This is a genomic window from Stenotrophomonas sp. 01N47, assembly GCF_056399165.1.
Genome location: NZ_JBFTQU010000005.1, coordinates 362,113 through 384,889 on the forward strand (window position 1 = coordinate 362,113; position 22,777 = coordinate 384,889).

The following is a 22,777-nucleotide window of genomic DNA, read 5'->3' on the forward strand; positions in this document are numbered from 1 at the left end:
GTACGGAGGGGTGGTACAGCTATTTGAGAATTGCTATCAACTTTCGGCGGCGTATCCTGCGACCTCAACCAAAGTCGAGGTCAAGCGACGCCTGCGGTGTCGCGCCACAGCGGCGGTATTTCCAGGTGCAGCAGGCCGCGTGGCAGTTCGGCATCACTGCTGTCGCAACGGACGATTGCGCGGTTGTCGCGGCACCCGTCGAGCAGGGACACCACGCGGCGACCGACCAGCAGTGAACTCGGCCATTCGATACAGGCGTTGGCAGCGTTGGCCGGCGTGCAGACCGGACTGCACACTTCCAGCATCTGCGCGCGTACGCCTACGGCCTGCGCTTCCTGGTGCACTACCTGCGCGTACATGCGCAACGCTGCGGTGGTGATCGAGGTCTCGCCATAGCCTGCCCAGGGCTTGAGCCCGGCCGGGCTGCCGATCATCACGTAGCGGCGGGCGTGCACGTTGTCCTGCAGCAGCGGCAGCAGGTGGTGCACCGCGTGCACATGCGGCATCAGGTCCGCCTGCAATGCCGCCGACAGGGCGTCACCGCCACGCTCGACCACGCGGCCACGGTTGTACGGGCCCCCCATCGCGGCAACCACCGCTGCCAGCGGGCGCGGGCGCTGCGCCACGCGTTCGGCCAGCGCACGTGCCGAACTGTCGTCGCTGAGCGAGCCCAGCATCGTCTGCAGGCCCGGCTCATCGGCGAACTGCTCGTGCAACGCCGCCAGGCGGCCGGGATCGCGGCCGACCACCAGCACGGGGCTGCCGGCCTCCAGCAATGCGCCGACCACACCCTGGCCCACGGCACCGGTGCCGCCGAGAACCAGGACCTCGGGCGTCAGAATCCCATTCACGGGACATTTCCTCCCAAATCCGGGATAGTCCCGATTCGACGCAGTCGGTCACCCTTGTGGGATGCAAGGCGCAAGGCACCGCCACGCTGCTGACGCATGGGTGCTGTAAACTCCCGAAAATCCTTGTTAACCAAGGAGCTGGGACGGGATTCGACGGTCATTGCCAGGTCCAGAGCGTTCTGGCCGGCAATCCGGAAGCGGGCAAGAATGTTGCGCAGGCTCATGGCGGACGGGCTCCAATTAGCGAATGGCGCCACGATAGACCTCAAACCCCTACTTGATTAGTCCTGATTAAGGGGAATAATCATCCCGTCCCCGGTCCAATCGTTCTGTCACGATTGCCCCATCCCCGACGTCCAGGATTCCTGACCATGTCCCACGATCTCAACGAGACGCTGATCTTCGTCAAAGTGGTCGAGCAAGGCAGCTTCATCGCCGCTGCAAAATCGCTCGGCCTGCCCAAGACCACGGTGAGCCGCAAGGTGCAGGAACTGGAAACGCGCCTCGGTGCGCGCCTGCTGCACCGGACCACGCGCCGCCTCGGCCTCACCGAAGCCGGCTCGATCTATCACGAGCATTGCCAGCGCATCGCGCGCGAACTTGAAGAAGCCGAAAGCGCGGTCAGCCAGCTGCAGTCCGGTCCACGCGGCTGGTTGCGCTTCACCGTGCCCTATTCGATCGGCATCACCTGGATCGCACCGCTGCTGGGCCAGTTCCATGCGCAGTACCCGGAGATCCGCCTGGACATGCACATGGGCAACGAGAAGCTGGACCTGATCGCCGGTGAGGCCGATCTTGCCCTGCGCGTGGGTGCCCTGCCCGATTCCAACCTGGTGGCGCGCAAGCTCGGCAGCCTGCGCACGCAGGTGTTCGCCAGCCCGGCCTACATCGAGCGCTACGGCGAGCCGCTGCATCCGGAAGAGCTGCAGTTCCACCGCATCCTGGCCATGCGCAAGCCGTACCACACCGGCAATTCGCCGCGCTTTACCTGGCAGCTGGGCGAGAACGGTGGCGAGCTGCGCGACTTCCCGGTGACGCCGCTGATGACGGCCAACGACATGTCTGCGCTGAATGGCGCGCTGGTGTGCGGCGAAGGTCTGCTGCTGACCGGCGACGTGATGGCCAAGCCGTTCGTCGAGTCGGGCATGGTGCGCCGCGTGCTGGCCGGCTGGACCGGGCCGGAAGTGGATTTCAACGCGGTGTTCGCCGGTGGCCGGCTGGTCTCGCCGAAGGTGCGCGCGTTCGTCGATTTCCTGGTGGAGAAGCTCAACTTCGATGCCAACTACATGCTGGCGCAGTGCCCCGGTGCGAAGCTGGCGCGGCAGCAGCAGGAACAGGAAGAAGCGGCGCTGGCGAGCAGCGGCAAGCGGATCCTGGAGAAGGTGGCTGCTTCGGCGGCGTAAGCTGCAGCGATGCCGCCTGTACCCTGCTCCTGGATCGCCTCCGGTAGATGCCGACCTTGGTCGGCACGGCTCTCCACATGGGCTATCGGCGTGCCGAGCAAGCTCGGCACCTACAGAAAATGCCGCCTGCAAGGGCGGCATTTTCGTTCCGGCTGCGCCGGAACAGCAATAACGCTGCGCGTTATTGTTTGAGAGGAATCACGCGGATCTCGACGCGACGGTTCTTGGCACGGCCGGCATCGGTGCTGTTGTCAGCGATCGGATAGGACTTGCCCGCGCCCAGGGTCTCGATTCGGACGCTCTGCACGCCTTGGCCGATCAGGTACTGCGCCACCGAATCAGCACGCTCCTTGGACAGACGGTTGTTGACCGCGTCGCTGCCGATGCTGTCGGTGTGGCCGACCACTTCGATCATGGTCTGGTTGTAATCGCGCAGGGTGCCGGCAACGCCATTGAGCGAGCCATAGAACTGCGGCTTCAGTGCCGACTTGCCGAAGTCGAAGGTGATGCCGTCGGGTAGGTTCAGCATGATGTTGTCGCCCTGGCGCTCGACATCGATGCCGGTGTTGGCGGTGCGCTCGCGCAGCGCGCGCTCCTGGCGATCCTGGTACTGACCCACCGCGGCGCCACTGAGTGCACCGATGCCCGCGCCGATCAGCGCATGCTGGCGACGTTCGGTCGCGCTGTCGCCGGTCAGCAGGCCCGCGGCCACGCCGATGGCGGTACCGATCAGGGCATTGCGGCCGGTGCGGTTCTGCTGCTCGGTCGGGTTGCCGTACGGATCACTCTGCACATAGGAGCCGCCGGTGGCGCAGGCCGACAGGACGGCCGCACTCATCAGGGCCAGTGCGACGTTGCGGGTGGTGTTGCGGATCATGGTGTTCTCCTTGGTTTCCGGTCGGGCCGGCGGCTTGCGGGCGGCAACGAGGATAAACAGCCGGACGCGATGTCGGGATGATGATCACACCGGTCGACAGGGACGTGTTCAGCTAGCTGTCTGGACCGCTCAGCCAGCGCTTTACCCCGCCGCCGACTGACGGTAGGCGGCCAGAGCGGCATCCCGGCCAGCCGCCAGGTCCACCAGCGGCGTGCGCGGGTAGCCGGGCGAGAGTTCGGCCAACAGCTGCGGGTGCTGCCATGGAGCGAACCGTGCCTTCACCGGCAGCGCCACCAGCTCAGGCACCCAGCGACTGATGTAGCGCGCCTGTGGATCGAATTTCTCGGCCTGTGTAACCGGATTGAATACCCGGAAATAGGGAGCCGCGTCGGCACCGGTGCCGGCCACCCACTGCCACCCCATCGTGTTGTTGGCCAGGTCCGCATCCACCAGCGTGTCCCAGAACCAGCGCGCGCCGTGCAGCCAATGCGCACGCAGGTGCTTGCACAGGTAGCTGGCAACGATCATCCGCACCCGGTTGTGCATGTAGCCGGTATGCCAGAGCTCGCGCAGGCCAGCATCAACGATGGGCACACCGGTGTTGCCGCGCTGCCAGTCGTGCAGCTGGGCAGCACTGGGGTTGGACCAAGGGAAGCGATCGAAGCGTGGATTGAGGTTGTCGGTGGGCGTCTTCGGGAAATGGTGCAGCAGGTGGTAGGCGAAATCACGCCAACCGAGCTGGCGCAGGTAGCCGTCGATGTCGGCATCGGTGCCGGCATTGCGCAGGCCTTCCAGCGCGTGGGCGATGCGCCACGGCGCGATTTCGCCGAAATGCAGGTGCGGCGACAGCCGCGAGGTACCGACCCGATCCGGCAGGTCGCGCTGCTCGCGATAGCCGCGCAGCGCACCATCCTCGAACACGGACAACGCCTCGAGCGCACCGGTCTCGCCCGGCTGCCAGAGTTCCCAGAACCCGGTATCCCAGTCCAGCGTGGGCGCCAGTTGCAGCGTATCCAGCGCGAGGCTGTCGACCGTGTGCGCCGGCAGCGTCTCCGGTGCAGCCTGCAAGGCGGGCAAACGCCAGTGGCTGAGTACGTTGCGCCAGTACGGAGTGAATACCTTGTAGGGCTGCCCCTGCTGGGTGGCGATGTCCCAGGGCTCGAACAGCAGGCTGCCGTTGCAGCTCTGCGCATCGATGCCCTGCTCGCGCAGCGTGCGTTTGATGGCGGCATCGCGCGGTTGCGTCGCCGGTTCGTACTTGCGGTTCCAGTACACCGCTTCAGCGCCGGTCTGCTCGATCAACGCCTGCAGGGCCGGCAGGCTGTCACCGGCACGCAGCACCAGCGATGAACCCCGTGCACGCAGGTCGGCGTCCAGCGCTGCCAGCGAACGATGGCGCCATGCATTGGAGGCCGCGCCCGGCGCCCACTCGCCCTCTTCATGCGGCGCGTGGATGTACACCGGCACCACATCGTGGCCAGCTTCCAGCGCCGCCTGCAGCGCCGGATTGTCCTGCAACCGCAGATCCCGACGGAACCATACCAACGCTACCGACACGTGCACTGCCTCTCAGTTGCTGGGCGGCCATGATAGCCAGTGACGGTGAAGGCAATGCGTGCGCTCGGCTCTGCTAGGCTGCGCGCTCTTCCGCTTCCGCCCGGCCCACGTCATGGATGATCTTCGCGCCACGTTTGCCCGCTTCGACCCCCTGCAACCGCAATCCGCCGACGCGTGGCAGGGGCCGTTCCCGCTGCCGGACGTGCTGGCCAGATTCTATGCACGCGTCGGCCCGTTCGGTGAGGTATTCAATCCTGCCAAAGGGCCCAGCGGCCTCACCGTACCGGGCGTAGAAGTGTGGCTGCCGCCCCTGCAGCGCCTGTGGACTTACCAGGCGGGTTATCGCTGGAACGGCATCGATGGCGAACCGATCAGCGACTGGCCAGCGCACTGGCTGGTGATCGCCGACCGTGGCGCCGATCCTCTCATCCTCGACATCGACGATGGCCGCGTTCTGTTCGCCCGTCATGGCGCGGGCCACTGGGACGCCGACGAGTTCGTCGCCGACGTACCGACCCTGATGGCCGCACTGGCGGCGGCCGGCAGCGTTTACCTCGAGGCCGATGAGGATCTGTACAGCGATGACGATGATGGCGGGATCCGTCCGGTTCATCGCGAAGCGGCGCTGCGCGCTGTCGTTGTGGTGCTGGGCAGCACCGATGAAGCAGAACTGTTCCTGGACGCAATGCAGTAGAGCCACGCCATGCGCGGATGGTGCACGGGAAGGGTCAATCCACGCGTGGCATGGATCCACTTTTGGACTGCTGCATCGCTTCGCTGATCACCCGTCCGTCGTTCTTTCCTGCGGCACCTGCTCCGGCTGAGCGGCCAGGAACGGGTGCAGTACGGTATCGGCAGCAGCCACCGCGCCGACCACCAGCAGCAGGGCAACGGCAATGGCGGCCACGGGAACGAGGCGCGGGCGCGTGCTCATCGGTCTGCCCTCACTCCCAGCATCGGTCGGTGCGGCCCTTGGCGGTCTGCGCACGCGCGCAGTCACGCGGCGCGATCCGTCCCTCCTGCTGCTCCACCCGTTGCTTGCTGCCACCGCCATCGCGCTTCAGCTCGAAGGCGTCGTACAGGCGCCCGGTCACCGTGCGGGCCTCGTAGCGAAGGCGCTGCGGATCGATGCGCAACACCTGGAACAGCTGGGTGTCTTCGCCCACGGGGTCCATCGTCGTGCGTGCTTCGTCCGACAGGCGGTACTGCTTCGGCCCGGCTACGGTCACCACGTACTGCGGCGTTGCCGCCTGCCCTTCGCCGCGACGGCCATAGGTGTGGTCATGCCCCTGCAATATCAGATCCACCTTGTGGCGGCGCACCACCGGCAGCAGCACCTTGCGCAGGGCGGCATTCTCGCGACCCTCGCGCGGCGAATAGAACGGCTGGTGCAGCAGCACGATCGTCCACGGCTGCCGGTTGCCGGACAACACCTTGTCCAACCACTGTGCCTGCGCCTTGGCGGTACCGAGATCCAGCGCCGAGGTGCCATCGACCACGGCCACGCGCACGCCCTGTGCGTCGAACCAGTAGCTGGTACCCGCCGCCGCGCTGGCACCGTTGCCCGGCAGGGCGAAGGTCACCGGCCAATGGCGGCCCAGCACACGGCGCTCCTGTGGCGTGTCCTCGAATTCCTCGAAGTACTCGTGGTTGCCGATCGCCGGCGCCACCAGCGTCTCCTGTGCAAGCCAGTTGGTGGCGGCGAACCATTCGCCCCATTCGCTGTCGTCCATGTTGTCGCCACCGCTGACCAGGTCGCCGGCAAACAGGCTGATCCGTGCATCCGGCGCGGCCTTCTGTGCGGCCCGCACCACGCGGCTTACATGGCTGACGTTCTTGTTCTGGGTATCACCGAAATACAGCAGGGTCAGCGGCTGGTCGGCAGCGGCCAGCGTACGCAGCTGGTTCCACGCGCTCCAGCTGCCATTGCCCTGTACGCGGTAGACATACAGGGTGTCCGGCTGCAAACCATCGATGTCGGCGCGATGATGATGCGACAGGCCGTTCTCGGTCTGCAGCACCTGGGTCTTCGCGCGCACCTGGACGATGCCCTCGATGGCCGGCGAATCGTCGGCCCGTGCGATTTCCAGCAGCGGCGACTGCACGCTGCCATCGGTGCGCCAGGCCACTGCGAAGCCGTGGCTGGGGTCGACCGATGGAGAGGCAACGATGCGGTCCGGCACCGGTGTGGCCGCGTAGTAGCGGCTGCCCGGCGGCACCTGCGTATTGGGCTCGGCCGCAGCCATCGCCACCGATGGCAACGCCAACAGCAGGCCGACCGCAAGCAGGCGCATCAAACGCGCGCTCACGAACCGCACTCCAGCGGCAGGGCCAACTGCTTGGCGATGCTCTCCCAGTCGAACGCCACCACGCCCTGGTCATCGTGCACCGCATACAACGCACCGTGCGGGAACCGCGGCGTCGGCTGCTGCATCATCCAGATGCCATCGGTGTTGGCCACGGTATTGCCCTGGAACGCGCCCACCGGCTTCAGCGTATGGCGGTCGAACAGATGGAAAACGCTGCGCTGCTTGCCCTGCTCGGTGGTGATCCACCAGCCGTCCTTGCCGCAGGTGCGCAGCATCACGCCTTCGGCCTGCGCCTTGAACACGTCGCGGCCGAAGGTGGTGCCGGTGAAGCGCCCCGCCAGGGTGTAGACCTTGAATTCGCTGGCGTAGCTTTCGTCCTCTTCGGCGATCAGCAGGCGATCATTGGCCGGATCCCCCCAGATCGATTCGACCACACGCAACGCGCCGGCTTCGCTGGTATCACCGATGCTGGCCGACAGTGTTGCCTGCACCTTCGTGCCATCGCGGGACACGTGGTACTGGCGCACGCGCTTGTCCAGCTCAGCCAGCGGCGGCAGGATGTCCTTGCCCTGTGCGTCCTCGCCGTTGTCCCAGGAGTCGGTGACGTAGACGCTGTAGCCATCGGCACGGCGGTCCACCCACAGGCCGTAGGGCTTGCGCAGATCGTCGGCACCGAAGGTGGCCAACGGAGTGAAGTCCGGCAGCGAAAGCACCTGCACACGGTGGTTGTCGCGCTCGACGATCCACAGCAGGTCATCGATCACCGCGATGCCGTTGGGACGATCGAACTGGCCCAGGCCGGTGCCGGTGCTGCCGACGTCGCGCAGGTGCTGGCCGTTGCTGCCGTCGTAGACCACCAGCTTGTCGGTGGCCTTGGCCGTGGCGATCAGCCAGGTCTTGCCATCCGGCGCCTGCCAGGACGCGGGCGAATCGATGTTGTCGGCCGGGGTCATCGGGGTCAGGAAGGCCTCGGCGATGGTCGCCACGTTGCGCTCGACCGGTGCCACAGCGCCGGTCGCTGCAGCCGCTGCCGGCGCTTTGTCCGCGGCCGGCGTGCAGCCGGCGGCAAGAACGGCTGCCAGCGAGGCCGCCATCAGGGTGATGCAACGCGCCATCACAGTGCCACCTTCAGGCCGACGGCGTAGGTGCGGCCATATTCCTCCATCTGCAGGGTGCGCGAGCGCGTGCCCTGGTACAGCTCCAATGGCTTGTCCAGCAGGTTCTGCGCTTCAAAGTACACGCTCACGTTCGCGTTGAACTTGTAGTCCAGCGAGAAGTCGAGCTGGGTGTTGGGCGCGACGTAGATGTCGAACGCACGGCCCTTGCCGATGCTGTCCAGGTACTCGCTGCGGTACACCGCCGCCAGACGGGTGCTGAGGCCGTACTTTTCATAGCCGATGTGGGCGCTGTAAACGTGCTTGGAGGCACGCGGCAGGGTGAAATCCTCACCGGCGCGATCCTCGATGCCAGCGTCGAATCCGGTATCCAGCCAGGTGCCGCTTGCGCCCACCAGCAGACCGTCCAGGCCGGCGGGCAGGAAGGCCAGCTGCTGCTGCCAGTTCAGCTCCGCACCACGCACGGTGGCTTTGCGGCCATTGATCGGCTGGGTCACGTCAAAACCACCGTAGGCCGGATCATTGGTGCGCACCGTCTCGACGATATAGCCGTCGATGGACTTGTGGAACAGACCTAGCGAAACGATGCCGGTGCTGCCGAGGTACTTCTCCACCGACAGGTCGATGTTCTTCGACTCGTACGGATCCAGCTCAGGATTGCCCAGGCGCACTTCCTCGTCGCCGCGGCTGTAGCCGACGCGCGGCGAGATATCGCCGAAGGACGGGCGCGAAACGGTCTTGTTGGCCGAGGCGCGCAGCACCCAGTCATCGGCCGCGTCATAGCGCAGGTGCAGGCCCGGCAGTACGTTGGTATAGCTGCTGTTGGCCACGCGCGGGGTTACGGTGTAGCTGCGGCCGTTGGCCGCCACATCGACCTGGTTGCCTTCGGCCCTGAAGCGCGTGTTCTCCACACGCACGCCACCGATGATGCGCAGCGCACCGACATCCCAGGTGCCCATGGCGTAGCTGGCGAAGATGTCTTCACTGGCGGTGTAGTCCTCTTCCAGCGAGGTCATCGCGTTGGCGCCGACATCCTGCGGGCGAGCACTGAACTGGCCACGGTTGGCCGCCCAGTACGCGCGCATCGCGTCCGAATCCATGCCGTCACCCAGGGTGCCGTGGCGGTGATCCGGGGAGCCGGTGGTCCAGCTGGACAGGGCAACCTTCGGGCCGACGCGCAGTTCGCTTTCGTCGACGTTGACGTCGCGGTCGCGCCAGCGCCCCAGCAGGCCGAACTTGATGCTGCTGCTGTCGCCGTCGAAGCGGACGTTGACCTGTGCGCTGTGCTCCTTGTCGTCCACCTGCTTGGGTGAAATCACGAAGCGGTCGAACGCGTAGTTCGCGTTGTCCAGCCACTGCGGATTGTCGAAGCTGTAGCTGGGCATTCGACTGCTCTGGTCCAGCGTACCGTTGAAGGCCTTGCCGTTGAGCTTGAAGCGCGCCTCCATTTCATCGTTCACCCGCTCTTCGGTGCGGGTGAAACCAACCTTGTAATCGACCACGGCGTTGGTCAGCGTGTTCTCGCCGCCCAGGCTGGCCGCAAAGGTGTTCTCTTCCTTGGTGCGGTAGCGCATGCGCTTGTCGATGGAATCCTTCGGCATGCCCTCCAACCGGTACTGGTCGGTACCGGTCTTCACCATCTTCGCGTCATCGAAGTTGAAGATCACGCGCTGGCGGGTTTCGGCATCATCGAACTGGCTGTACAGCGCACGCAGGTAGTACTTGCTGTCCTCGTTCGGGCGCCAGTCCAGGTTGAGGTTGGCGCCGATGCGCTTGCGTTCGATTTCGTACTTGCGGTGCTGCAGGTTGATCGCGGTGACATCGCCCGGTGCGGGATCGTCTTCGCCGTCGTACTCCACTTCGGTGTTGTCGGATTCGAACGTGCGCTTCTGGTAGTTCACGCCCAGCGCGACGCCGAAGGTGTCGTTGAACACTTCGCTGTAGTTGAAGGCCGCCTTCGGGCTGGTTTCGCCGGACAGCTGCTGGTGGCTGGCTTCGATCTTGCCACGCAGGCTGCGGCCGTCACGATCGAAGGCCGAGGCCGATTCAACCAGGATCGCGCCGCCGATGGCGTCGCCCGGCATGTCCGGGGTAGGCGACTTGACCACGCGCAGGCGCTCGGTCGAATCGGACGGAATCACATCCAGCGGCGCGGCACGGCTGGAATCTTCCGGGGTGCCGATGGCGATGCCGTCGACGCTGACGCTGTTGAGATTGGCATCCAGGCCACGCACCACCACGAAACGGCCTTCGCCCTGGTCGCGGGTCACGCTGATGCCCGGCAGGCGCTGCAGCGACTCGGCCACGTTCTTGTCCGGGTACTGGCCCAGCGCATCGGAAGACACGGCGTCTTCGATGGCATCGCTGCTGCGCTTCAGGTCGACGGCGCGTACCTGCGATTCCAGCTGCGCACGCACTTCGATGCGGTCCAGATCGGTCGCTGCGGCGGCCCCCCCTGCCACGGCAGCGGCAGCATTTTCGGCCGCCAGCACCGACGGGCTGGTCGTCACCAGCAGCGAGAGGCTGATTGCCAGGCCCAACGTGTTCTTCTTCTGCACAGCTATCCCCAACGGTGTAAAGATTGGGTCAGCACGGTATGTCCGGCAGGTTGCATGGGCATGACACCGGTGGAGCCTGGCCTGCCGGACCCGGCTCGGCACCACCGCGCATTCCGCTTAAAATGGGGGCCTCCCCTTCTGCCAGACCCTCCCATGAAGATCGTCGAAGTGCGCCACCCGCTGGTGCAGCACAAGATCGGCCTGATGCGCAACGCCGCGCTCAGCACCAAGGATTTCCGCGAACTGGCCAACGAACTGGGCACGCTGCTGGCCTACGAGGCCACCGCCGACCTGGAAACCGAGCCACACACCCTGCCGGGCTGGGCCGGTCCGGTCACCGTGCAGCGCATCGCCGGCGCCAAGATCACCGTGGTGCCGATCCTGCGCGCCGGCCTGGGCATGCTCAGTGGCGTGCTGTCGCTGATCCCGGCCGCCCGTGTCAGCGTGGTCGGCCTGCAGCGCGATGAGGAAACCCTGCAGCCGGTGCCCTACTTCGAGCGCCTGACCGGCCGCCTGGAAGAGCGCGACGCGCTGATCCTCGACCCGATGCTGGCCACCGGCGGCACCCTGATCGCCACCATCGACATGCTCAAGCGCGCCGGCGCACGCCGGATCAAGGGCATCTTCCTGGTTGCCGCGCCGGAGGGCATCGAAGCGGTGAAGGCCGTGCACCCGGACGTGGAGATCTACACCGCCGCGATCGATGCGCAGCTCAACGACAAGGGCTACATCCTGCCGGGCCTGGGTGATGCCGGCGACCGCATCTTCGGTACCCGCGTGGGCTGAGATCGACCGGGGCGGAGCGCTTTCGAAAGGAAGTGCTCCACCCGCTCCAGGCACCTTCACGCCGGCTTTGCAGCGACGGGCGAATGCTCCGCGCACCCGCCCTGCCCTGGAGCCACCATGAAAGCCTCTTTGCTGCTCGCCGCCGCCCTGCTGCTCAGCCTCCCGCTTGCCGCCAACGCAGCCACCCCGCAACAGCAGCGCATGGCCGACTGTTCGGCAAAGAACAAAGGGCTGAAAGGCGACGCCTACAAGTCCGCACAGAGCGCATGCCTGAGCTCGCACGCAGCCGCACCGGCAACCCCTGCCACGCCGCAGGAGCGCATGAAGAAGTGCAACGCAGATGCTGCCACCCAAAAGCTCGCCGGCGACGCCCGCAAGACCTTCATGAGCAGCTGCCTCAAGGCATCGTAAAAACAGCGAAGAAAGGCCCCATCCACGCATGGCGTGGATCTACTGGCCGTCACTTGGAACCTGTCCGTCGAATGGGGTCAGAGCCCGTTGCGCAGCAACGGGATCCGACCCGACAGATCACGAAAATCTGTCAGCGGCGGGGCGGTGTCGGATTGCGGGGTGTCAGCCGCATGGATGCGGCTGCCAAGCCTACAAGGACGTACTTGCGGCGCCCCCGCAATCCGACACCGCCCCGCCACCCACGGATAGCCCGCTGTTGCTGTTGCTTCGGCTCCGGTCTCTGCAGGTGCAGGGCGCAGCCCTGCCGGCCAACCTCACCCCAGCGCGCGCGCCTTCAGTTCGCCCTGCTCATGCAACGTCACGAAACGTCCCTTCTCATCCCGCCCGACCTGCGCCAGCGCCACCTGCGGATCATGGGTGAAGAACAGATGCACGTTGCGCGCCAGCTTGTCTTCCAGGAACTGTCGCTTCTCGTCGATCAGCAGCTCGGCGTTGCGGTCGTACCCCATGGTGATCGGCACGTGCACCCACGAGCGACCCGGAATCAGATCGGCGCAGAACACCACGCCGCCATGCGCCCCCTCGCCTGCGCGTGCCTGCCCGACGATCTCGGCCAGCATCAGCCCCGGCGTGTGCCCGTCGCTGTAGCTGAAACGCACGCTGTGGCCGAGCACCTTCGAATACTCGCCGTCCACCACTTCCAGGCGGCCACTGGCCTGCAGCAGGCCCGGTAGTTCCGGAATGAAGCTGGCGCGATCGCGCGGGTGCGGCTGCAACGCGCGCTGCCAATGCTGGGCACCGACCACGTACGTCGCATTGGGGAACAGCAGTTCCGGTTCACGACCTTCGCGCCACGCAGCCAGCAGGCCACCGGCATGGTCGAAATGCAGATGGCTGAGCACCACCACGTCGATGTCTTCGTGCTCGAAGCCGGCTTCGCGCAGTGAATCGATCAGCACATGCTGGCTTTCCTGCACGCCATAGCGCTCGCGCATGCGCGGCTCGAAGAACGCACCGATGCCGGTTTCGAACAGCACCGTCTTGCCTTCCAGCGGGCTCGCCAACAACGCACGACAGGCCAGCTCGATGCGGTTGAGCTCATCCGGTGCTGCCCACTTTTCCCACAACGCGCGCGGCGCGTTGCCGAACATTGCACCGCCATCCAGACGCTGGGTATTACCGCGGATCGACCATAGTTTCATGACGCAATTATCGGTCGCCGCTCGTTAAATAATCGCTAGCCGGGAAATGAAAAACCCCGCCGTTGCGGGCGGGGTTCCCAGGTTTGCGTCCGCCGGGCATGGCCCGGCGCTACCGCCGGATCAGGGAGCCGGCACGACCTGGGCACTGCCGACCGGGTTGCGCGGGTCGCTGCCGCCAAACAGTTTGTTGGCCTTGCGGTCCCACTCCACCGTCTGCAGGTTGCCCCACACGTGGCTGGAACCACGGCCACCGGCAGCGACCTCGCCCGGCAGGTCGATCTTGTGGCCCATCGCCTGCAGCTGCTTGATGGTGCCAGCGTCGAAAGCATTGCTTTCCGCTTCGATCAGGTCCGGCAGCCACTGGTGGTGGTAGCGCGGCAGCGCGGCGACCTGCTGCGCATCCAGGCCAGCGTCGTATCCCAGGATACCCAGCAGCACCATGGTGATGATGCGGCTGCCACCGGGTGTGCCCAGCACGATCACCTTGTCGTCGTTTTCCATGAAGGTGGGCGTCATCGAGCTGAGCATGCGCTTGCCCGGCTTCGGCGCGTTGGCCGCGTAGCCCATCACGCCAAAGGCATTGGGCGTTCCCGGCTTCAGCGCGAAGTCGTCCATCTCATTGTTCAGCAGCACGCCGGTGCCCTTCGGAATCAGGCCCGAGCCGTACAGCAGGTTGACGGTCTGGGTGGCGCCGACACGGTTGCCATCACGGTCGATGATCGAGAAATGGGTGGTCTCGTCATCCTCCAGCGGCGTCGGGTTGCCCGACAGCAGGTCGCTGGGGGTCGCCTTTTCCGGGTGGATGGTGGCACGCAGGCCCTGCGCGTAATCCTTGCTGGCCAGCACCTTCTGCGGGATCTGCACGAAATCCGGATCGCCGAGGAAGAAGGTGCGGTCACGGTAGGCACGACGCATCGACTCGACCACCAGATGGGTGCGGTGCGCCGCATCCATCTGCTTGATGTCCCAGCCTTCCAGGATCTGCAGCATGCTGGCCAGGGCGATGCCACCGGAGGACGGCGGCGGCGCGGTGGTGATCTTCCAGCCGTTGTAGTTGAAGACGATCGGCGCACGCTGCTTGACGCGGTAGCCGGCAAGTTCTTCGGCGGTCCACTTGCCACCGGCCTGCTTCACGCCGGCCAGCAGCAGCTTGCCGGTCTGGCCCTTGTAGAAGCCGTCGAAGCCACCGGCCGCCAGGCGCTCCAGGGTCTCCGCCAGTTCCGGCTGCTTGAACAGGTCACCGGTGGCGATCGGCTTGCCATTGCGCAGGTAGACCTCGCGCGTACCGGGATAACGCTCCATCACTTCACGGCGCGAGGCATAGCCCTTGGCCATGCGGTCGTACACCGGGAAGCCTTCACGCGCGATGCGGATCGCCGGCTGCAACGACGCTGACAGCGGCAGCTTGCCGTGCTTGGCCGACAGTTCGACCAGCGCCGCCGGCAGGCCCGGAATGCCGGCCGACCATGGGCCGTTGACCGAGCGGTCGCGGTCCAGGTCACCCTTCTTGTCGAGGAAGGCCTGCGGCGTGGCCGCGGCCGGCGCGGTCTCGCGCGCGTCCAGCATCACGTCCTTGCCGGTGGCCGCATCATGCAACAGGAAGAAGCCGCCGCCACCAAGGCCGGAGCTGATCGGCTCGACCACCGCCAGGGTCGAAGACACCGCCACCGCCGCGTCGAAGGCGTTGCCGCCCTGGGCCAGGATGTCGACACCGGCCTGGGTGGCCAAGGCGTGACCGCTGGCGATGGCCGCGCCATCGGGGCGCTCGGCACGGACCGGGGCATCAGCCCAGGCGACGGAACTCAGCAGCAGGCCGAGCAGCAACAGGGGGCGGGCGAACGACTTCATTCGGATGGGGGCTCCGCATAGAGTTCGGGATGATCGTGCTGCAGTTGGCGCAACTTGGCCAGCAGCTCGATTTCGGTTTCGACGATGTCCGGATCGGGGTCGATGCATTCGACCGGGCAGACGACCACGCACTGCGGTTCGTCGAAATGGCCCACGCACTCGGTACAGCGGGCGGGGTCGATCACGTAGATGGTTTCACCCATCGTGATGGCCTGGTTCGGGCAGGCCGGCTCGCATACGTCGCAGTTGACGCAGAGCTCATTGATTTTCAGCGACATGGCGATACTCCACGCCCGCGCCTTGGGACAAGGACCGGCCTGCGCGGGCGCGCGGGCCGGTCAGGTCATCAGCGGCGCCCATCGCAGGGCGCCGCCCGGGCCGTGCCGAAGCACGACCGCCTCGGCTCGGTCTTACTTGGCTTCGACGAAAATGTACTCGGCACCGGTCGGCTGGACCACGGCCTGCACGCGGGCGTTGTCGGCGGACTGGCCGATGAAGACGACGCGCACGCCCTTCATCGAATCCGGCGAGACGTCCTTGAACACGGTCTGGATCATGTCAGCCATCTTGCCCGAGGCCGACGAACCGAAGGCCAGCATGTTGCCCGGCTGCACGCCACGGGCCACGGCCTGGGTCGCGCTTTCGGTCTGGCGCTCGTACTTGGCCTGGAAGTCCGGATCCGATTCCGGCGAGAGGTAGTACAGGAACGGGCTGTTGGTGATGTTGCCCATGTTCTGGATGGCCACTTCCTGCAGGTACTTCTTCCAGCCTGCGTCGTCTTCCTTGGCCGGGGCGACCAGCGCCTGCTTGGCTTCGTCGACCGGAGCGGCTTCTTCCTTCTTGCAGGCGGTGAAAGCCAGGGCAAACGAGGCGATCAGCATCGCGCGCATGGTGTTGTTCATGGGTTTCCTCCCGGAATGTTGCGTGTTGGTGTGCGTAATGGAATGCGTGGTGCTACAGGATCTACTGCTGGCCAGGGCTTACGACTGCGCCGACTTCGCTTCGCGGACCTTGCGCAGCGCCTCGAGCACGGCGGCCGGCACGAAGCCGGACACATCGCCACCCAGGCGTGCGATCTCGCGGACCAGCGAGGACGAGATGAAGCTGTGCTGCTCGGCGGGGGTCAGGAACAGGGTCTCGACCTCCGGAATCAGGTGGCGGTTCATGCTCGCCATCTGGAATTCGTACTCGAAGTCGGACACCGCGCGCAGCCCGCGCAGCAGCACACCGCCCTGCACCGAACGTACAAAATGGGCCAGCAGCGTATCGAAGCCGATGACCTCGACGTTGCTGTGGTGGCCCAGGGCGCCACGCGCCAGCTGTACGCGCTGCTCCAGCGGCAGTGCCGGTCCCTTCGAGGGGCTCTGCGCCACGCCCACCACGACCTTTTCAAACAGCGGCGCGGCCCGGCTCACCAGGTCGATATGACCATTGGTGATGGGGTCGAACGTGCCGGGATAGACGGCGATGCGGCGGTTGGCCACGGTCATGGGCGGTAGCAGATGTTCAGATGAGGTCAAAGTGTAGCAGCGGCGCGGCGGTACAGGGCAAAGCGCACCTCGCGGGTGCCGCCATCGCGGTGCAGCAGCCATTCCGGGGGCAGCGCCGGCACGTGGCTGGCCGGCGATTCCAGGTACAACCAGGCATCGGCGGCCAGGTGCCGCGGCAGCTGGGCCAGCACGTCCTGCCACAGGCCATCGGCGAACGGCGGGTCGATGAACACCAGATCCGCCTGCTGTGCCGGCGCGGCCTGCAGCCAGCGCAGCGCATCGGCCTGGGCGACCGTGACGCTGTCGCCTGCCTGCAGTTTGGCCACGGCAGCGGACAGATTGCGCGCCAGTTGCGCATCGCGCTCGACCAGGGTGGCGTGCGCGGCACCGCGCGAGACCGCCTCCAGCCCCAGCGCGCCGCTGCCGGCGAACAGGTCCAGCACGCGCGCCCCGCCCAGCTTGGGCATCAACCAGTTGAACAGGGTCTCACGCACGCGGTCGCTGCTGGGCCGCAGGCCCGGCAGGGTCGGAACCGGCAGCCGGGTATTGCGCCAGCGCCCACCGATGATGCGGACCTGGCCTTCGTTGCCACCGCGGCCGCTCACAGGCGCCCCTGGCGAGATTCATTCGAGAATTTCAGCATGAGCGGGATTGTAGTTCGGCCGGGCTGCGCCCGGCACCCGCAGAGGCCGAAGCAACGGCCGAAGCAACAGCCAGAGCAACGGCAAAAGCTGGTTTCCTGAGGGTAGGCGGGGTGGGTCAGGCTGTGGGGGACGCCGTAAACCCATCCATGGGGGCTTGGCCGCGGCATCCATGCCGCGGACACCCCCACAACCTGACCCACCCCGCCTTCGACAGTTTTCTGCGATCTGTCGGAACATCTCTTGGGGTCAGATCCGTTTTCCGTAGGAAAATGGATCTGACCCTGGTTTGGATTTCGATATCTGGGAGATTTCATCCACGCATGGCGTGGATCTACTTCAGGTCGCGACGATCTGTCGAAGGCGGGGCACTGTGGGTTTGCGGGGTGTGAGCGGCATGGATGCCGCGACCAAGCCCCCATGGACGGGTTTACGGCGTCCCCGCAAACCCACAGTGCCCCGCCATCCCACGGAATGCCCGCTGTTGCTGTTGCTGTTGCTGTTGCTCTGGCCTCTGCGGGTGCAGGGCGCAGCCCTGCCAGAACAACCCCTTGATTTCGGGACAATCACCCCTACCCCTTGGCGAGGCCGCACGCGCTTGCGCGGCACCGCACATGGAGCCCTACCCGATGACCGAGACGACCCAGACCGAAACCCTTGGCTTCCAGACCGAAGTCAAGCAGCTGCTGCAGCTGATGATCCACTCGCTGTACTCCAACAAGGAAATCTTCCTCCGCGAGCTGGTCTCCAATGCCGCCGACGCCGCCGACAAGCTGCGCTTCGAAGCCCTGACCCAGCCTGAGCTGCTGGAAGGCGACAGCGAACTGCGCGTGCGCGTCAGCTTCGATCCGGCCGCCCACACCATCACCATCGAAGACAACGGCATCGGCATGAGCCGCGCCGATGCCATCACCCACCTTGGCACCATCGCCAAGTCCGGCACCGGCGACTTCCTGCGCCAGCTGTCCGGCGACCAGAAGAAGGACTCGCAGCTGATCGGCCAGTTCGGCGTCGGCTTCTACAGCGCCTTCATCGTCGCCGACGAAGTGGAAGTCACTTCGCGCCGCGCCGGCCTGGCCGCCAATGAAGGCGTGCGCTGGACCTCGCGTGGCGAAGGCGATTTCGATGTCGCTACCATCGACAAGGCCGAGCGCGGCACCCGCATCGTCCTGCACCTGAAGGACGGCGAGCACGACTTCGCCGACGGCTGGCGCCTGCGCAGCATCCTCAAGAAGTACTCCGATCACATCGGCCTGCCGATCCAGATGCCCAAGGAAGGCGGCGAAGAAGGCGCCGCGATCGAGTGGGAAACCGTCAACCGCGCCAGCGCGCTGTGGACCCGCCCGCGCACCGAGATCAGCGATGCGGAGTACACCGAGTTCTACAAGCACGTCGCCCACGACCACAGCGACCCGCTGGCGTGGAGCCACAACAAGGTTGAAGGCAAGCTGGAGTACACCTCGCTGCTGTACGTGCCGGGCCGCGCGCCGTTCGACCTGTACCACCGCGATGCGCCCAAGGGCCTGAAGCTGTACGTGCAACGGGTGTTCGTGATGGACCAGGCCGAGCAGTTCCTGCCGCTGTACCTGCGTTTCATCAAGGGCGTGGTCGATTCCAACGACCTGTCGCTGAATGTCTCGCGCGAGATCCTGCAGTCCGGCCCGGTCATCGATTCGATGAAGGCCGCGCTGACCAAGCGTTCGCTGGACATGCTGGAGAAGCTGTCCAGCGACAAGCCCGAGCAGTACGCCACGTTCTGGAAGGAATTCGGCCAGGTGCTGAAGGAAGGCCCGGCCGAGGACTACAACAACCGTGAGAAGGTCGCCGGCCTGCTGCGCTTCGCTTCCACCCGTGGCGAGGCCGATGCGCAGACCGTCTCGTTGGCCGACTACATCGGCCGCATGGCCGAAGGCCAGGACAAGATCTATTACCTGACCGGCGAGAGCTACAGCCAGGTGCGCAACAGCCCGCACCTGGAAGTGTTCCGCAAGAAGGGCATCGAAGTCCTGCTGCTGACCGATCGCATCGACGAGTGGCTGATGGGCTACCTGACCGATTTCGACGGCAAGGGCTTCGTCGACATCGCCCGCGGCGACCTCGACCTGGGTGCGCTGGAGAGCGAAGCGGACAAGCAGGAGCAGGAAGCCGCAGCCAAGGACAAGCAGGGCCTGGTCGAGCGCCTGAAGAACGTGCTCGGCGATGACGTGGCCGAAGTGCGCGTGTCGCACCGCCTGACCGATTCGCCGGCGGTGCTGGCCATCGGCGAACAGGACCTGGGCCTGCAGATGCGCCAGATCCTGGAAGCCAGCGGCCAGAAGGTGCCCGACAGCAAGCCGGTACTGGAGATCAACCCGGGTCATCCGCTGATCGCCAAGCTTGATGCCGAAGCCGATGGCGCACGTTTCGACGACCTGGGCCGGGTGCTGTTCGATCAGGCCGCGCTGGCAGCCGGCGACAGCCTGAAGGACCCGGGTGCCTACGTGGCCCGTCTGAACAAGCTGCTGCTGGAGCTGTCGGCCTGACCGATGCCGGGATCGCCCGGCCTGGTGGGTGCCAACCTCGGTTGGCACCGCCATTGCCCCGGTAGATGCCAACCTTGGTTGGCGCTGCTGTTGGCCTGGTAGATGCCAACCTCGGTTGGCGCTTGAAAAGCTGCCGAGCATGGCTCGACTCTACAAAAGCGTGCCAACCAAGGTTGGCACCTACCAGAGCAGCTCGGATCAGGCACGCACCAGAGCAGGTCGGATCAGGCCTGCCGATCCAGCAGCGAGCCCAGCATCTGGTCCTCGCGACGGATCACCGCCGCGTTGGCAGCGAAGGCCACCACCTCGGCCTTGGCAGCCAACAGGTCGCCCAGCGGTGCGGTCGGATCGGTGTCGCCATGGGACGTCACGCTGGTGTCCACCCCGCCCTGCGCTGCGACATCGCGCTGCAGTTGCAGTCGTGGCGCATCCGGGTTCGCCAGGTTGGCCACATTGTGTGCGGCCACCTGCACGCCCTGCTGGGCCGCACGCATCCCGCTGAGCGCAACACCTGTCACATCGTTCATCGGCGGTCTCCCAGGCCACCCAACGCAGCCCTCCGGACCGGTTAACGGCCGCGCAGCTGCGACCTTGAGTCCACGCCGGCCATACAGGCCCGGGTGGTAGCATATCCCTCTGATTTCAGCGCCTTTTGCCAATGCTCAGTTTTTTCCGCCGCAAGAAGCCCCAGGACGCCGCCACACCGGACGCGCCCAAGACCCAGCACTACTCGGCTGAAGAGCTGGCGGCGGCATTCCCGTCGGCCGCGCCACCCGAGCAGGCCCCGGCCGCACCGGTAGTCCCGCCGACGGTGGAAGCGCCTGTGCCAGCTGCCACGCCCGAGGTCGTTGCGCCCGCAACGTCAACCGCGCCGGCCCCGCAAGCAACACTGCAGACGGCGCAGGAAACCATCCCCGAAGCCACGCCCGCCCGCGTGCTGGCGCCGGAGAACTTCGAAGCCGAAGCGGCCGCCGCCGCCGCGGTGCTCGCCCCGCTGGCCCCGGTCATCCCGGCGCAGGAACCAGCCGCCCCCGCCGCCGACCTGCCGGTACTGGTCGATGCCCCGGCTGCTGCGGCGGGCAAGCCCGGCTGGCGCGAGCGCCTGCGCAACAGTGCGTTCGCCCGCAGTTTCGGCGGCCTGTTCTCGCGCAACCCCAAGCTCGATGACGACCTGCTGGACGAGATCGAGACCGCGCTGCTGACCGCCGACGTTGGCGTTGCCGCCACCACCGACCTGATCGCCGACCTGCGCAAGCGCATGAAGGCACGCGAGTTCATCGATGCCAATGCCCTGCTGGCGGCACTGCGTGCGGACCTGATCGCGATCCTGCAGCCGGTATCCAAGCCGCTGGTCATCGACCGCAACGCCAAGCCCTTCGTGGTGCTGACCGTGGGCGTCAACGGCGTTGGCAAGACCACCACCATCGGCAAGCTGGCCAAGCGTTTCAAGGACGAGGGCCACAGCCTGATGCTGGCCGCTGGCGATACCTTCCGCGCCGCCGCCGTCGCCCAGCTGCAGATCTGGGGCGAGCGCAACGGCGTGGCCGTGGTCGCGCAGGGGCAGAACGCTGATGCCGCCTCGGTGGCCTACGATGCGCTGCAGGCCGGCAAGGCCCGCGGCACCTCGGTACTGATCGCCGATACCGCAGGCCGCCTGCACACCCAGTCCGGGCTGATGAACGAGCTGGGCAAGATCCGCCGCGTGCTCGGCAAGATCGACGAGAACGCGCCGCACGAAGTGCTGATGGTGATCGACGGCACCACCGGCCAGAACGCGCTTTCGCAGCTGCGCCAGTTCAATGCCGCGGTCAAGGTAACCGGCCTGGTGGTGACCAAGCTGGACGGTACTGCCAAGGGCGGCGTGGTGTTCGCGCTGGCCCGTGAGTTCGGCATTCCGATCCGTTTCGCTGGCATCGGCGAGCGCCCGGAGGACCTGCGCGTGTTCGATCCGGAAGCCTTCGTCGACGCCCTGTTGCCCGAAGCGCTGGGCACTGCCTGACGCGCCCGCATCCACGCATGGCGTGGCTCTACTGCAACCCGGTAGAGCCACCCCATGGGTGGCTGCCCCCTGGAGTACCGATGCCCCGCCAGCCGAACGCCAGCGCCACGTCCGCCCCTGAGCATGGCTTCGTCGCCCGCCTGCTGCACTGGTTCGACCACCACGGCCGCCACGACCTGCCCTGGCAGCATCCGCGCAGCCCGTACCGGGTGTGGTTGTCGGAGATCATGCTGCAGCAGACCCAGGTGGCCACGGTCATTCCGTACTTCCATCGGTTCCTGCAGCATTTCCCCACCCTGCCCGACCTTGCCGCCGCCAGCAACGACGCGGTGATGGCGCAGTGGGCCGGCCTGGGCTACTACGCCCGTGCACGCAATCTGCACGCCGCCGCCAAGCGCTGCGTCGCCGAGCACGGCGGCGACCTGCCGCGTGATTTCGATGCCCTGCACGACCTGCCCGGCATCGGCCGCAGCACCGCCGGCGCGATCCTCAGCCAGGCTTGGAACGACCCGTTCGCGATCCTCGATGGCAACGTCAAGCGCGTGCTCAGCCGCTATCACGGCGTCGAAGGCTTCCCTGGCCTGCCCGCCATCGAAAAGCAGCTGTGGGCCATCGCCGAAGCGCAGGTCGCACAGGTGCCGTCTGGACGCATGGCCGACTACACCCAGGCGCAGATGGACCTCGGTGCCACAGTCTGCAGCCGGTCCAGACCGGCCTGCGTGATCTGCCCGCTGCAGACCGATTGCGTGGCACGTCGCGAAGGCCGCACCGCCGAGCTGCCAACCGCAAAGCCAAGCAAGACGCTGCCCGAACGCGAGGCGGTGGCCCTGCTGCTGCGCGACAAGCAGCAGCGCGTGCTGCTGCAGAAGCGGCCGGACACCGGCATCTGGGCACAGTTGTGGACGCTTCCGCAGGCCGATGCGGGCAGCGAGCTGCAGGACTGGTTCGACGTACACGTCGATGGTTCGCTGGAAGATGCCGAGGAACTGCCAGTGCTGCAGCACACCTTCAGCCACTACAAACTGCACCTGCAGGTATTGTCACGGCAGGTGCACGGCCTGCGCGTGGAAGAACCCACGCTGCGCTGGGTTGGCGCCGCCGAACTGCCTGCACTGGGCTTGCCTGCCCCCATCCGCAAACTGCTTGAGGGCGCGCCCATCAAGAGCCCGAAGCGAACCTCCGCAAAATCCCGCAACCACGAGTGAGTG

At 66.2% G+C, this 22,777-nt stretch carries 21 protein-coding genes and 1 pseudogene; 7 read left to right on the forward strand and 15 right to left on the reverse strand.

What is annotated here, in order from left to right; genetic code table 11:
• Window positions 1-80: 80 nt before the first annotated feature.
• Entirely contained in the window at window positions 81-851 is a 771-nt protein-coding gene (locus AC1DKR_RS11430; protein WP_025878841.1) for an SDR family NAD(P)-dependent oxidoreductase, read from the reverse strand.
• On the reverse strand, window positions 848-1,075 hold the full coding sequence (locus AC1DKR_RS11435; protein WP_223494836.1) for a hypothetical protein: 228 nt from the start codon (window positions 1,073-1,075) through the stop codon (window positions 848-850). The genes AC1DKR_RS11430 and AC1DKR_RS11435 overlap by 4 nt, the downstream gene beginning before the upstream one ends.
• A 147-nt stretch (window positions 1,076-1,222) precedes the next feature.
• Here AC1DKR_RS11435 and AC1DKR_RS11440 point away from each other — a divergent pair, with 147 nt between their 5' ends.
• Window positions 1,223-2,254 (forward strand): LysR family transcriptional regulator, encoded by a 1,032-nt coding sequence (locus AC1DKR_RS11440; RefSeq protein WP_025878839.1) that lies wholly within the window; start codon window positions 1,223-1,225, stop codon window positions 2,252-2,254.
• 181 nt (window positions 2,255-2,435) lie between these two features.
• Here AC1DKR_RS11440 and AC1DKR_RS11445 read toward each other — a convergent pair whose 3' ends face one another.
• Window positions 2,436-3,131, reverse strand: a complete 696-nt coding sequence (locus AC1DKR_RS11445; RefSeq protein WP_089240401.1) for a YiaD family glycine zipper/OmpA-like lipoprotein — start codon at window positions 3,129-3,131, stop codon at window positions 2,436-2,438.
• A gap of 141 nt (window positions 3,132-3,272) precedes the next feature.
• Window positions 3,273-4,688 carry a cryptochrome/photolyase family protein gene (locus AC1DKR_RS11450; protein ID WP_312107899.1) on the reverse strand — a complete coding sequence of 472 codons (1,416 nt, stop codon included), beginning with the start codon at window positions 4,686-4,688 and terminating at the stop codon, window positions 3,273-3,275.
• Window positions 4,689-4,800: 112 nt separating this feature from the next.
• Between AC1DKR_RS11450 and AC1DKR_RS11455 the strand changes: the two genes are divergently transcribed.
• Window positions 4,801-5,382, forward strand: a complete 582-nt coding sequence (locus AC1DKR_RS11455; protein WP_478032927.1) for a hypothetical protein — start codon at window positions 4,801-4,803, stop codon at window positions 5,380-5,382.
• Between the two features lie 105 nt (window positions 5,383-5,487).
• Here the strand turns inward: AC1DKR_RS11455 and AC1DKR_RS11460 are convergent.
• From AC1DKR_RS11460 to AC1DKR_RS11475, 4 genes and pseudogenes are all read right to left on the reverse strand, one after another.
• Window positions 5,488-5,622, reverse strand: a pseudogene (locus AC1DKR_RS11460) (inorganic diphosphatase); the annotation flags it as partial.
• A gap of 10 nt (window positions 5,623-5,632) precedes the next feature.
• Window positions 5,633-6,982, reverse strand: a complete 1,350-nt coding sequence (locus AC1DKR_RS11465) for a purple acid phosphatase family protein (RefSeq protein ID WP_312787051.1) — start codon at window positions 6,980-6,982, stop codon at window positions 5,633-5,635.
• Between the two features lie 11 nt (window positions 6,983-6,993).
• Entirely contained in the window at window positions 6,994-8,112 is a 1,119-nt protein-coding gene (locus tag AC1DKR_RS11470; protein WP_394198339.1) for an NHL repeat-containing protein, read from the reverse strand.
• A complete protein-coding gene (locus AC1DKR_RS11475; RefSeq protein ID WP_478033246.1) occupies window positions 8,112-10,622 on the reverse strand; it encodes a TonB-dependent receptor in 2,511 nt (836 codons plus the stop codon). Before AC1DKR_RS11475 ends, AC1DKR_RS11470 begins: the two co-directional genes overlap by 1 nt.
• A gap of 201 nt (window positions 10,623-10,823) precedes the next feature.
• Between AC1DKR_RS11475 and upp the strand changes: the two genes are divergently transcribed.
• Together upp and AC1DKR_RS11485 are read left to right on the forward strand one after the other, a co-directional pair.
• Complete coding sequence (gene upp, locus AC1DKR_RS11480) at window positions 10,824-11,456, forward strand: uracil phosphoribosyltransferase (protein ID WP_004153184.1); 633 nt, start codon at window positions 10,824-10,826, stop codon at window positions 11,454-11,456.
• A 117-nt stretch (window positions 11,457-11,573) separates the two neighbouring features.
• Window positions 11,574-11,867, forward strand: a complete 294-nt coding sequence (locus AC1DKR_RS11485; protein WP_140227153.1) for a PsiF family protein — start codon at window positions 11,574-11,576, stop codon at window positions 11,865-11,867.
• Between the two features lie 314 nt (window positions 11,868-12,181).
• On the opposite strand, the gene AC1DKR_RS11490 is transcribed toward AC1DKR_RS11485, so the two are convergent.
• The 6 genes from AC1DKR_RS11490 to rsmD all read right to left on the reverse strand — a co-directional run bounded on the left by AC1DKR_RS11490 (window position 12,182) and on the right by rsmD (window position 17,012).
• Entirely contained in the window at window positions 12,182-13,069 is an 888-nt protein-coding gene (locus AC1DKR_RS11490; RefSeq protein WP_312107904.1) for an MBL fold metallo-hydrolase, read from the reverse strand.
• A gap of 120 nt (window positions 13,070-13,189) precedes the next feature.
• Window positions 13,190-14,917, reverse strand: coding sequence for a gamma-glutamyltransferase (gene ggt, locus AC1DKR_RS11495; RefSeq protein ID WP_478032930.1), 1,728 nt, complete (start codon window positions 14,915-14,917; stop codon window positions 13,190-13,192).
• Window positions 14,914-15,195: a YfhL family 4Fe-4S dicluster ferredoxin gene (locus tag AC1DKR_RS11500; RefSeq protein WP_025878828.1), complete on the reverse strand. Its 282-nt coding sequence runs from the start codon at window positions 15,193-15,195 to the stop codon at window positions 14,914-14,916. Before AC1DKR_RS11500 ends, ggt begins: the two co-directional genes overlap by 4 nt.
• Window positions 15,196-15,327: 132 nt before the next feature.
• On the reverse strand, window positions 15,328-15,819 hold the full coding sequence (locus AC1DKR_RS11505; protein WP_025878827.1) for a hypothetical protein: 492 nt from the start codon (window positions 15,817-15,819) through the stop codon (window positions 15,328-15,330).
• A 78-nt stretch (window positions 15,820-15,897) separates the two neighbouring features.
• Window positions 15,898-16,407: a pantetheine-phosphate adenylyltransferase gene (coaD, locus tag AC1DKR_RS11510; protein WP_008267036.1), complete on the reverse strand. Its 510-nt coding sequence runs from the start codon at window positions 16,405-16,407 to the stop codon at window positions 15,898-15,900.
• Between the two features lie 26 nt (window positions 16,408-16,433).
• The gene (gene rsmD / locus AC1DKR_RS11515; protein WP_428704178.1) at window positions 16,434-17,012 is read right to left on the reverse strand and encodes a 16S rRNA (guanine(966)-N(2))-methyltransferase RsmD; all 579 of its coding nucleotides are present in this window, start codon (window positions 17,010-17,012) and stop codon (window positions 16,434-16,436) included.
• 665 nt (window positions 17,013-17,677) lie between these two features.
• Between rsmD and htpG the strand changes: the two genes are divergently transcribed.
• Entirely contained in the window at window positions 17,678-19,570 is a 1,893-nt protein-coding gene (gene htpG / locus AC1DKR_RS11520) for a molecular chaperone HtpG (RefSeq protein WP_032977853.1), read from the forward strand.
• Window positions 19,571-19,794: 224 nt separating this feature from the next.
• On the opposite strand, the gene AC1DKR_RS11525 is transcribed toward htpG, so the two are convergent.
• Window positions 19,795-20,097, reverse strand: a complete 303-nt coding sequence (locus tag AC1DKR_RS11525) for a hypothetical protein (RefSeq protein WP_312787956.1) — start codon at window positions 20,095-20,097, stop codon at window positions 19,795-19,797.
• A gap of 131 nt (window positions 20,098-20,228) precedes the next feature.
• Between AC1DKR_RS11525 and ftsY the strand changes: the two genes are divergently transcribed.
• Both ftsY and mutY read left to right on the forward strand, forming a co-directional pair.
• Window positions 20,229-21,569 carry a signal recognition particle-docking protein FtsY gene (ftsY, locus tag AC1DKR_RS11530; protein ID WP_478032933.1) on the forward strand — a complete coding sequence of 447 codons (1,341 nt, stop codon included), beginning with the start codon at window positions 20,229-20,231 and terminating at the stop codon, window positions 21,567-21,569.
• Window positions 21,570-21,649: 80 nt separating this feature from the next.
• Entirely contained in the window at window positions 21,650-22,774 is a 1,125-nt protein-coding gene (gene mutY / locus AC1DKR_RS11535; RefSeq protein WP_478032935.1) for an A/G-specific adenine glycosylase, read from the forward strand.
• The last annotated feature ends 3 nt before the right edge of the window (window positions 22,775-22,777 follow it).

Coding starts and splice junctions, on each gene's coding strand:
- AC1DKR_RS11435 (WP_223494836.1), bottom strand. CDS start 1,075: ATGAGCCTGCGCAACATTCTTGCCCGCTTCCGGATTGCCGGCCAGAAC.
- AC1DKR_RS11440 (WP_025878839.1), top strand. CDS start 1,223: ATGTCCCACGATCTCAACGAGACGCTGATCTTCGTCAAAGTGGTCGAG.
- AC1DKR_RS11445 (WP_089240401.1), bottom strand. CDS start 3,131: ATGATCCGCAACACCACCCGCAACGTCGCACTGGCCCTGATGAGTGCG.
- AC1DKR_RS11455 (WP_478032927.1), top strand. CDS start 4,801: ATGGATGATCTTCGCGCCACGTTTGCCCGCTTCGACCCCCTGCAACCG.
- AC1DKR_RS11465 (WP_312787051.1), bottom strand. CDS start 6,982: ATGCGCCTGCTTGCGGTCGGCCTGCTGTTGGCGTTGCCATCGGTGGCG.
- AC1DKR_RS11470 (WP_394198339.1), bottom strand. CDS start 8,112: ATGGCGCGTTGCATCACCCTGATGGCGGCCTCGCTGGCAGCCGTTCTT.
- upp (WP_004153184.1), top strand. CDS start 10,824: ATGAAGATCGTCGAAGTGCGCCACCCGCTGGTGCAGCACAAGATCGGC.
- AC1DKR_RS11485 (WP_140227153.1), top strand. CDS start 11,574: ATGAAAGCCTCTTTGCTGCTCGCCGCCGCCCTGCTGCTCAGCCTCCCG.
- AC1DKR_RS11490 (WP_312107904.1), bottom strand. CDS start 13,069: ATGAAACTATGGTCGATCCGCGGTAATACCCAGCGTCTGGATGGCGGT.
- ggt (WP_478032930.1), bottom strand. CDS start 14,917: ATGAAGTCGTTCGCCCGCCCCCTGTTGCTGCTCGGCCTGCTGCTGAGT.
- AC1DKR_RS11500 (WP_025878828.1), bottom strand. CDS start 15,195: ATGTCGCTGAAAATCAATGAGCTCTGCGTCAACTGCGACGTATGCGAG.
- AC1DKR_RS11505 (WP_025878827.1), bottom strand. CDS start 15,819: ATGAACAACACCATGCGCGCGATGCTGATCGCCTCGTTTGCCCTGGCT.
- coaD (WP_008267036.1), bottom strand. CDS start 16,407: ATGACCGTGGCCAACCGCCGCATCGCCGTCTATCCCGGCACGTTCGAC.
- htpG (WP_032977853.1), top strand. CDS start 17,678: ATGACCGAGACGACCCAGACCGAAACCCTTGGCTTCCAGACCGAAGTC.
- AC1DKR_RS11525 (WP_312787956.1), bottom strand. CDS start 20,097: ATGAACGATGTGACAGGTGTTGCGCTCAGCGGGATGCGTGCGGCCCAG.
- ftsY (WP_478032933.1), top strand. CDS start 20,229: ATGCTCAGTTTTTTCCGCCGCAAGAAGCCCCAGGACGCCGCCACACCG.
- mutY (WP_478032935.1), top strand. CDS start 21,650: ATGCCCCGCCAGCCGAACGCCAGCGCCACGTCCGCCCCTGAGCATGGC.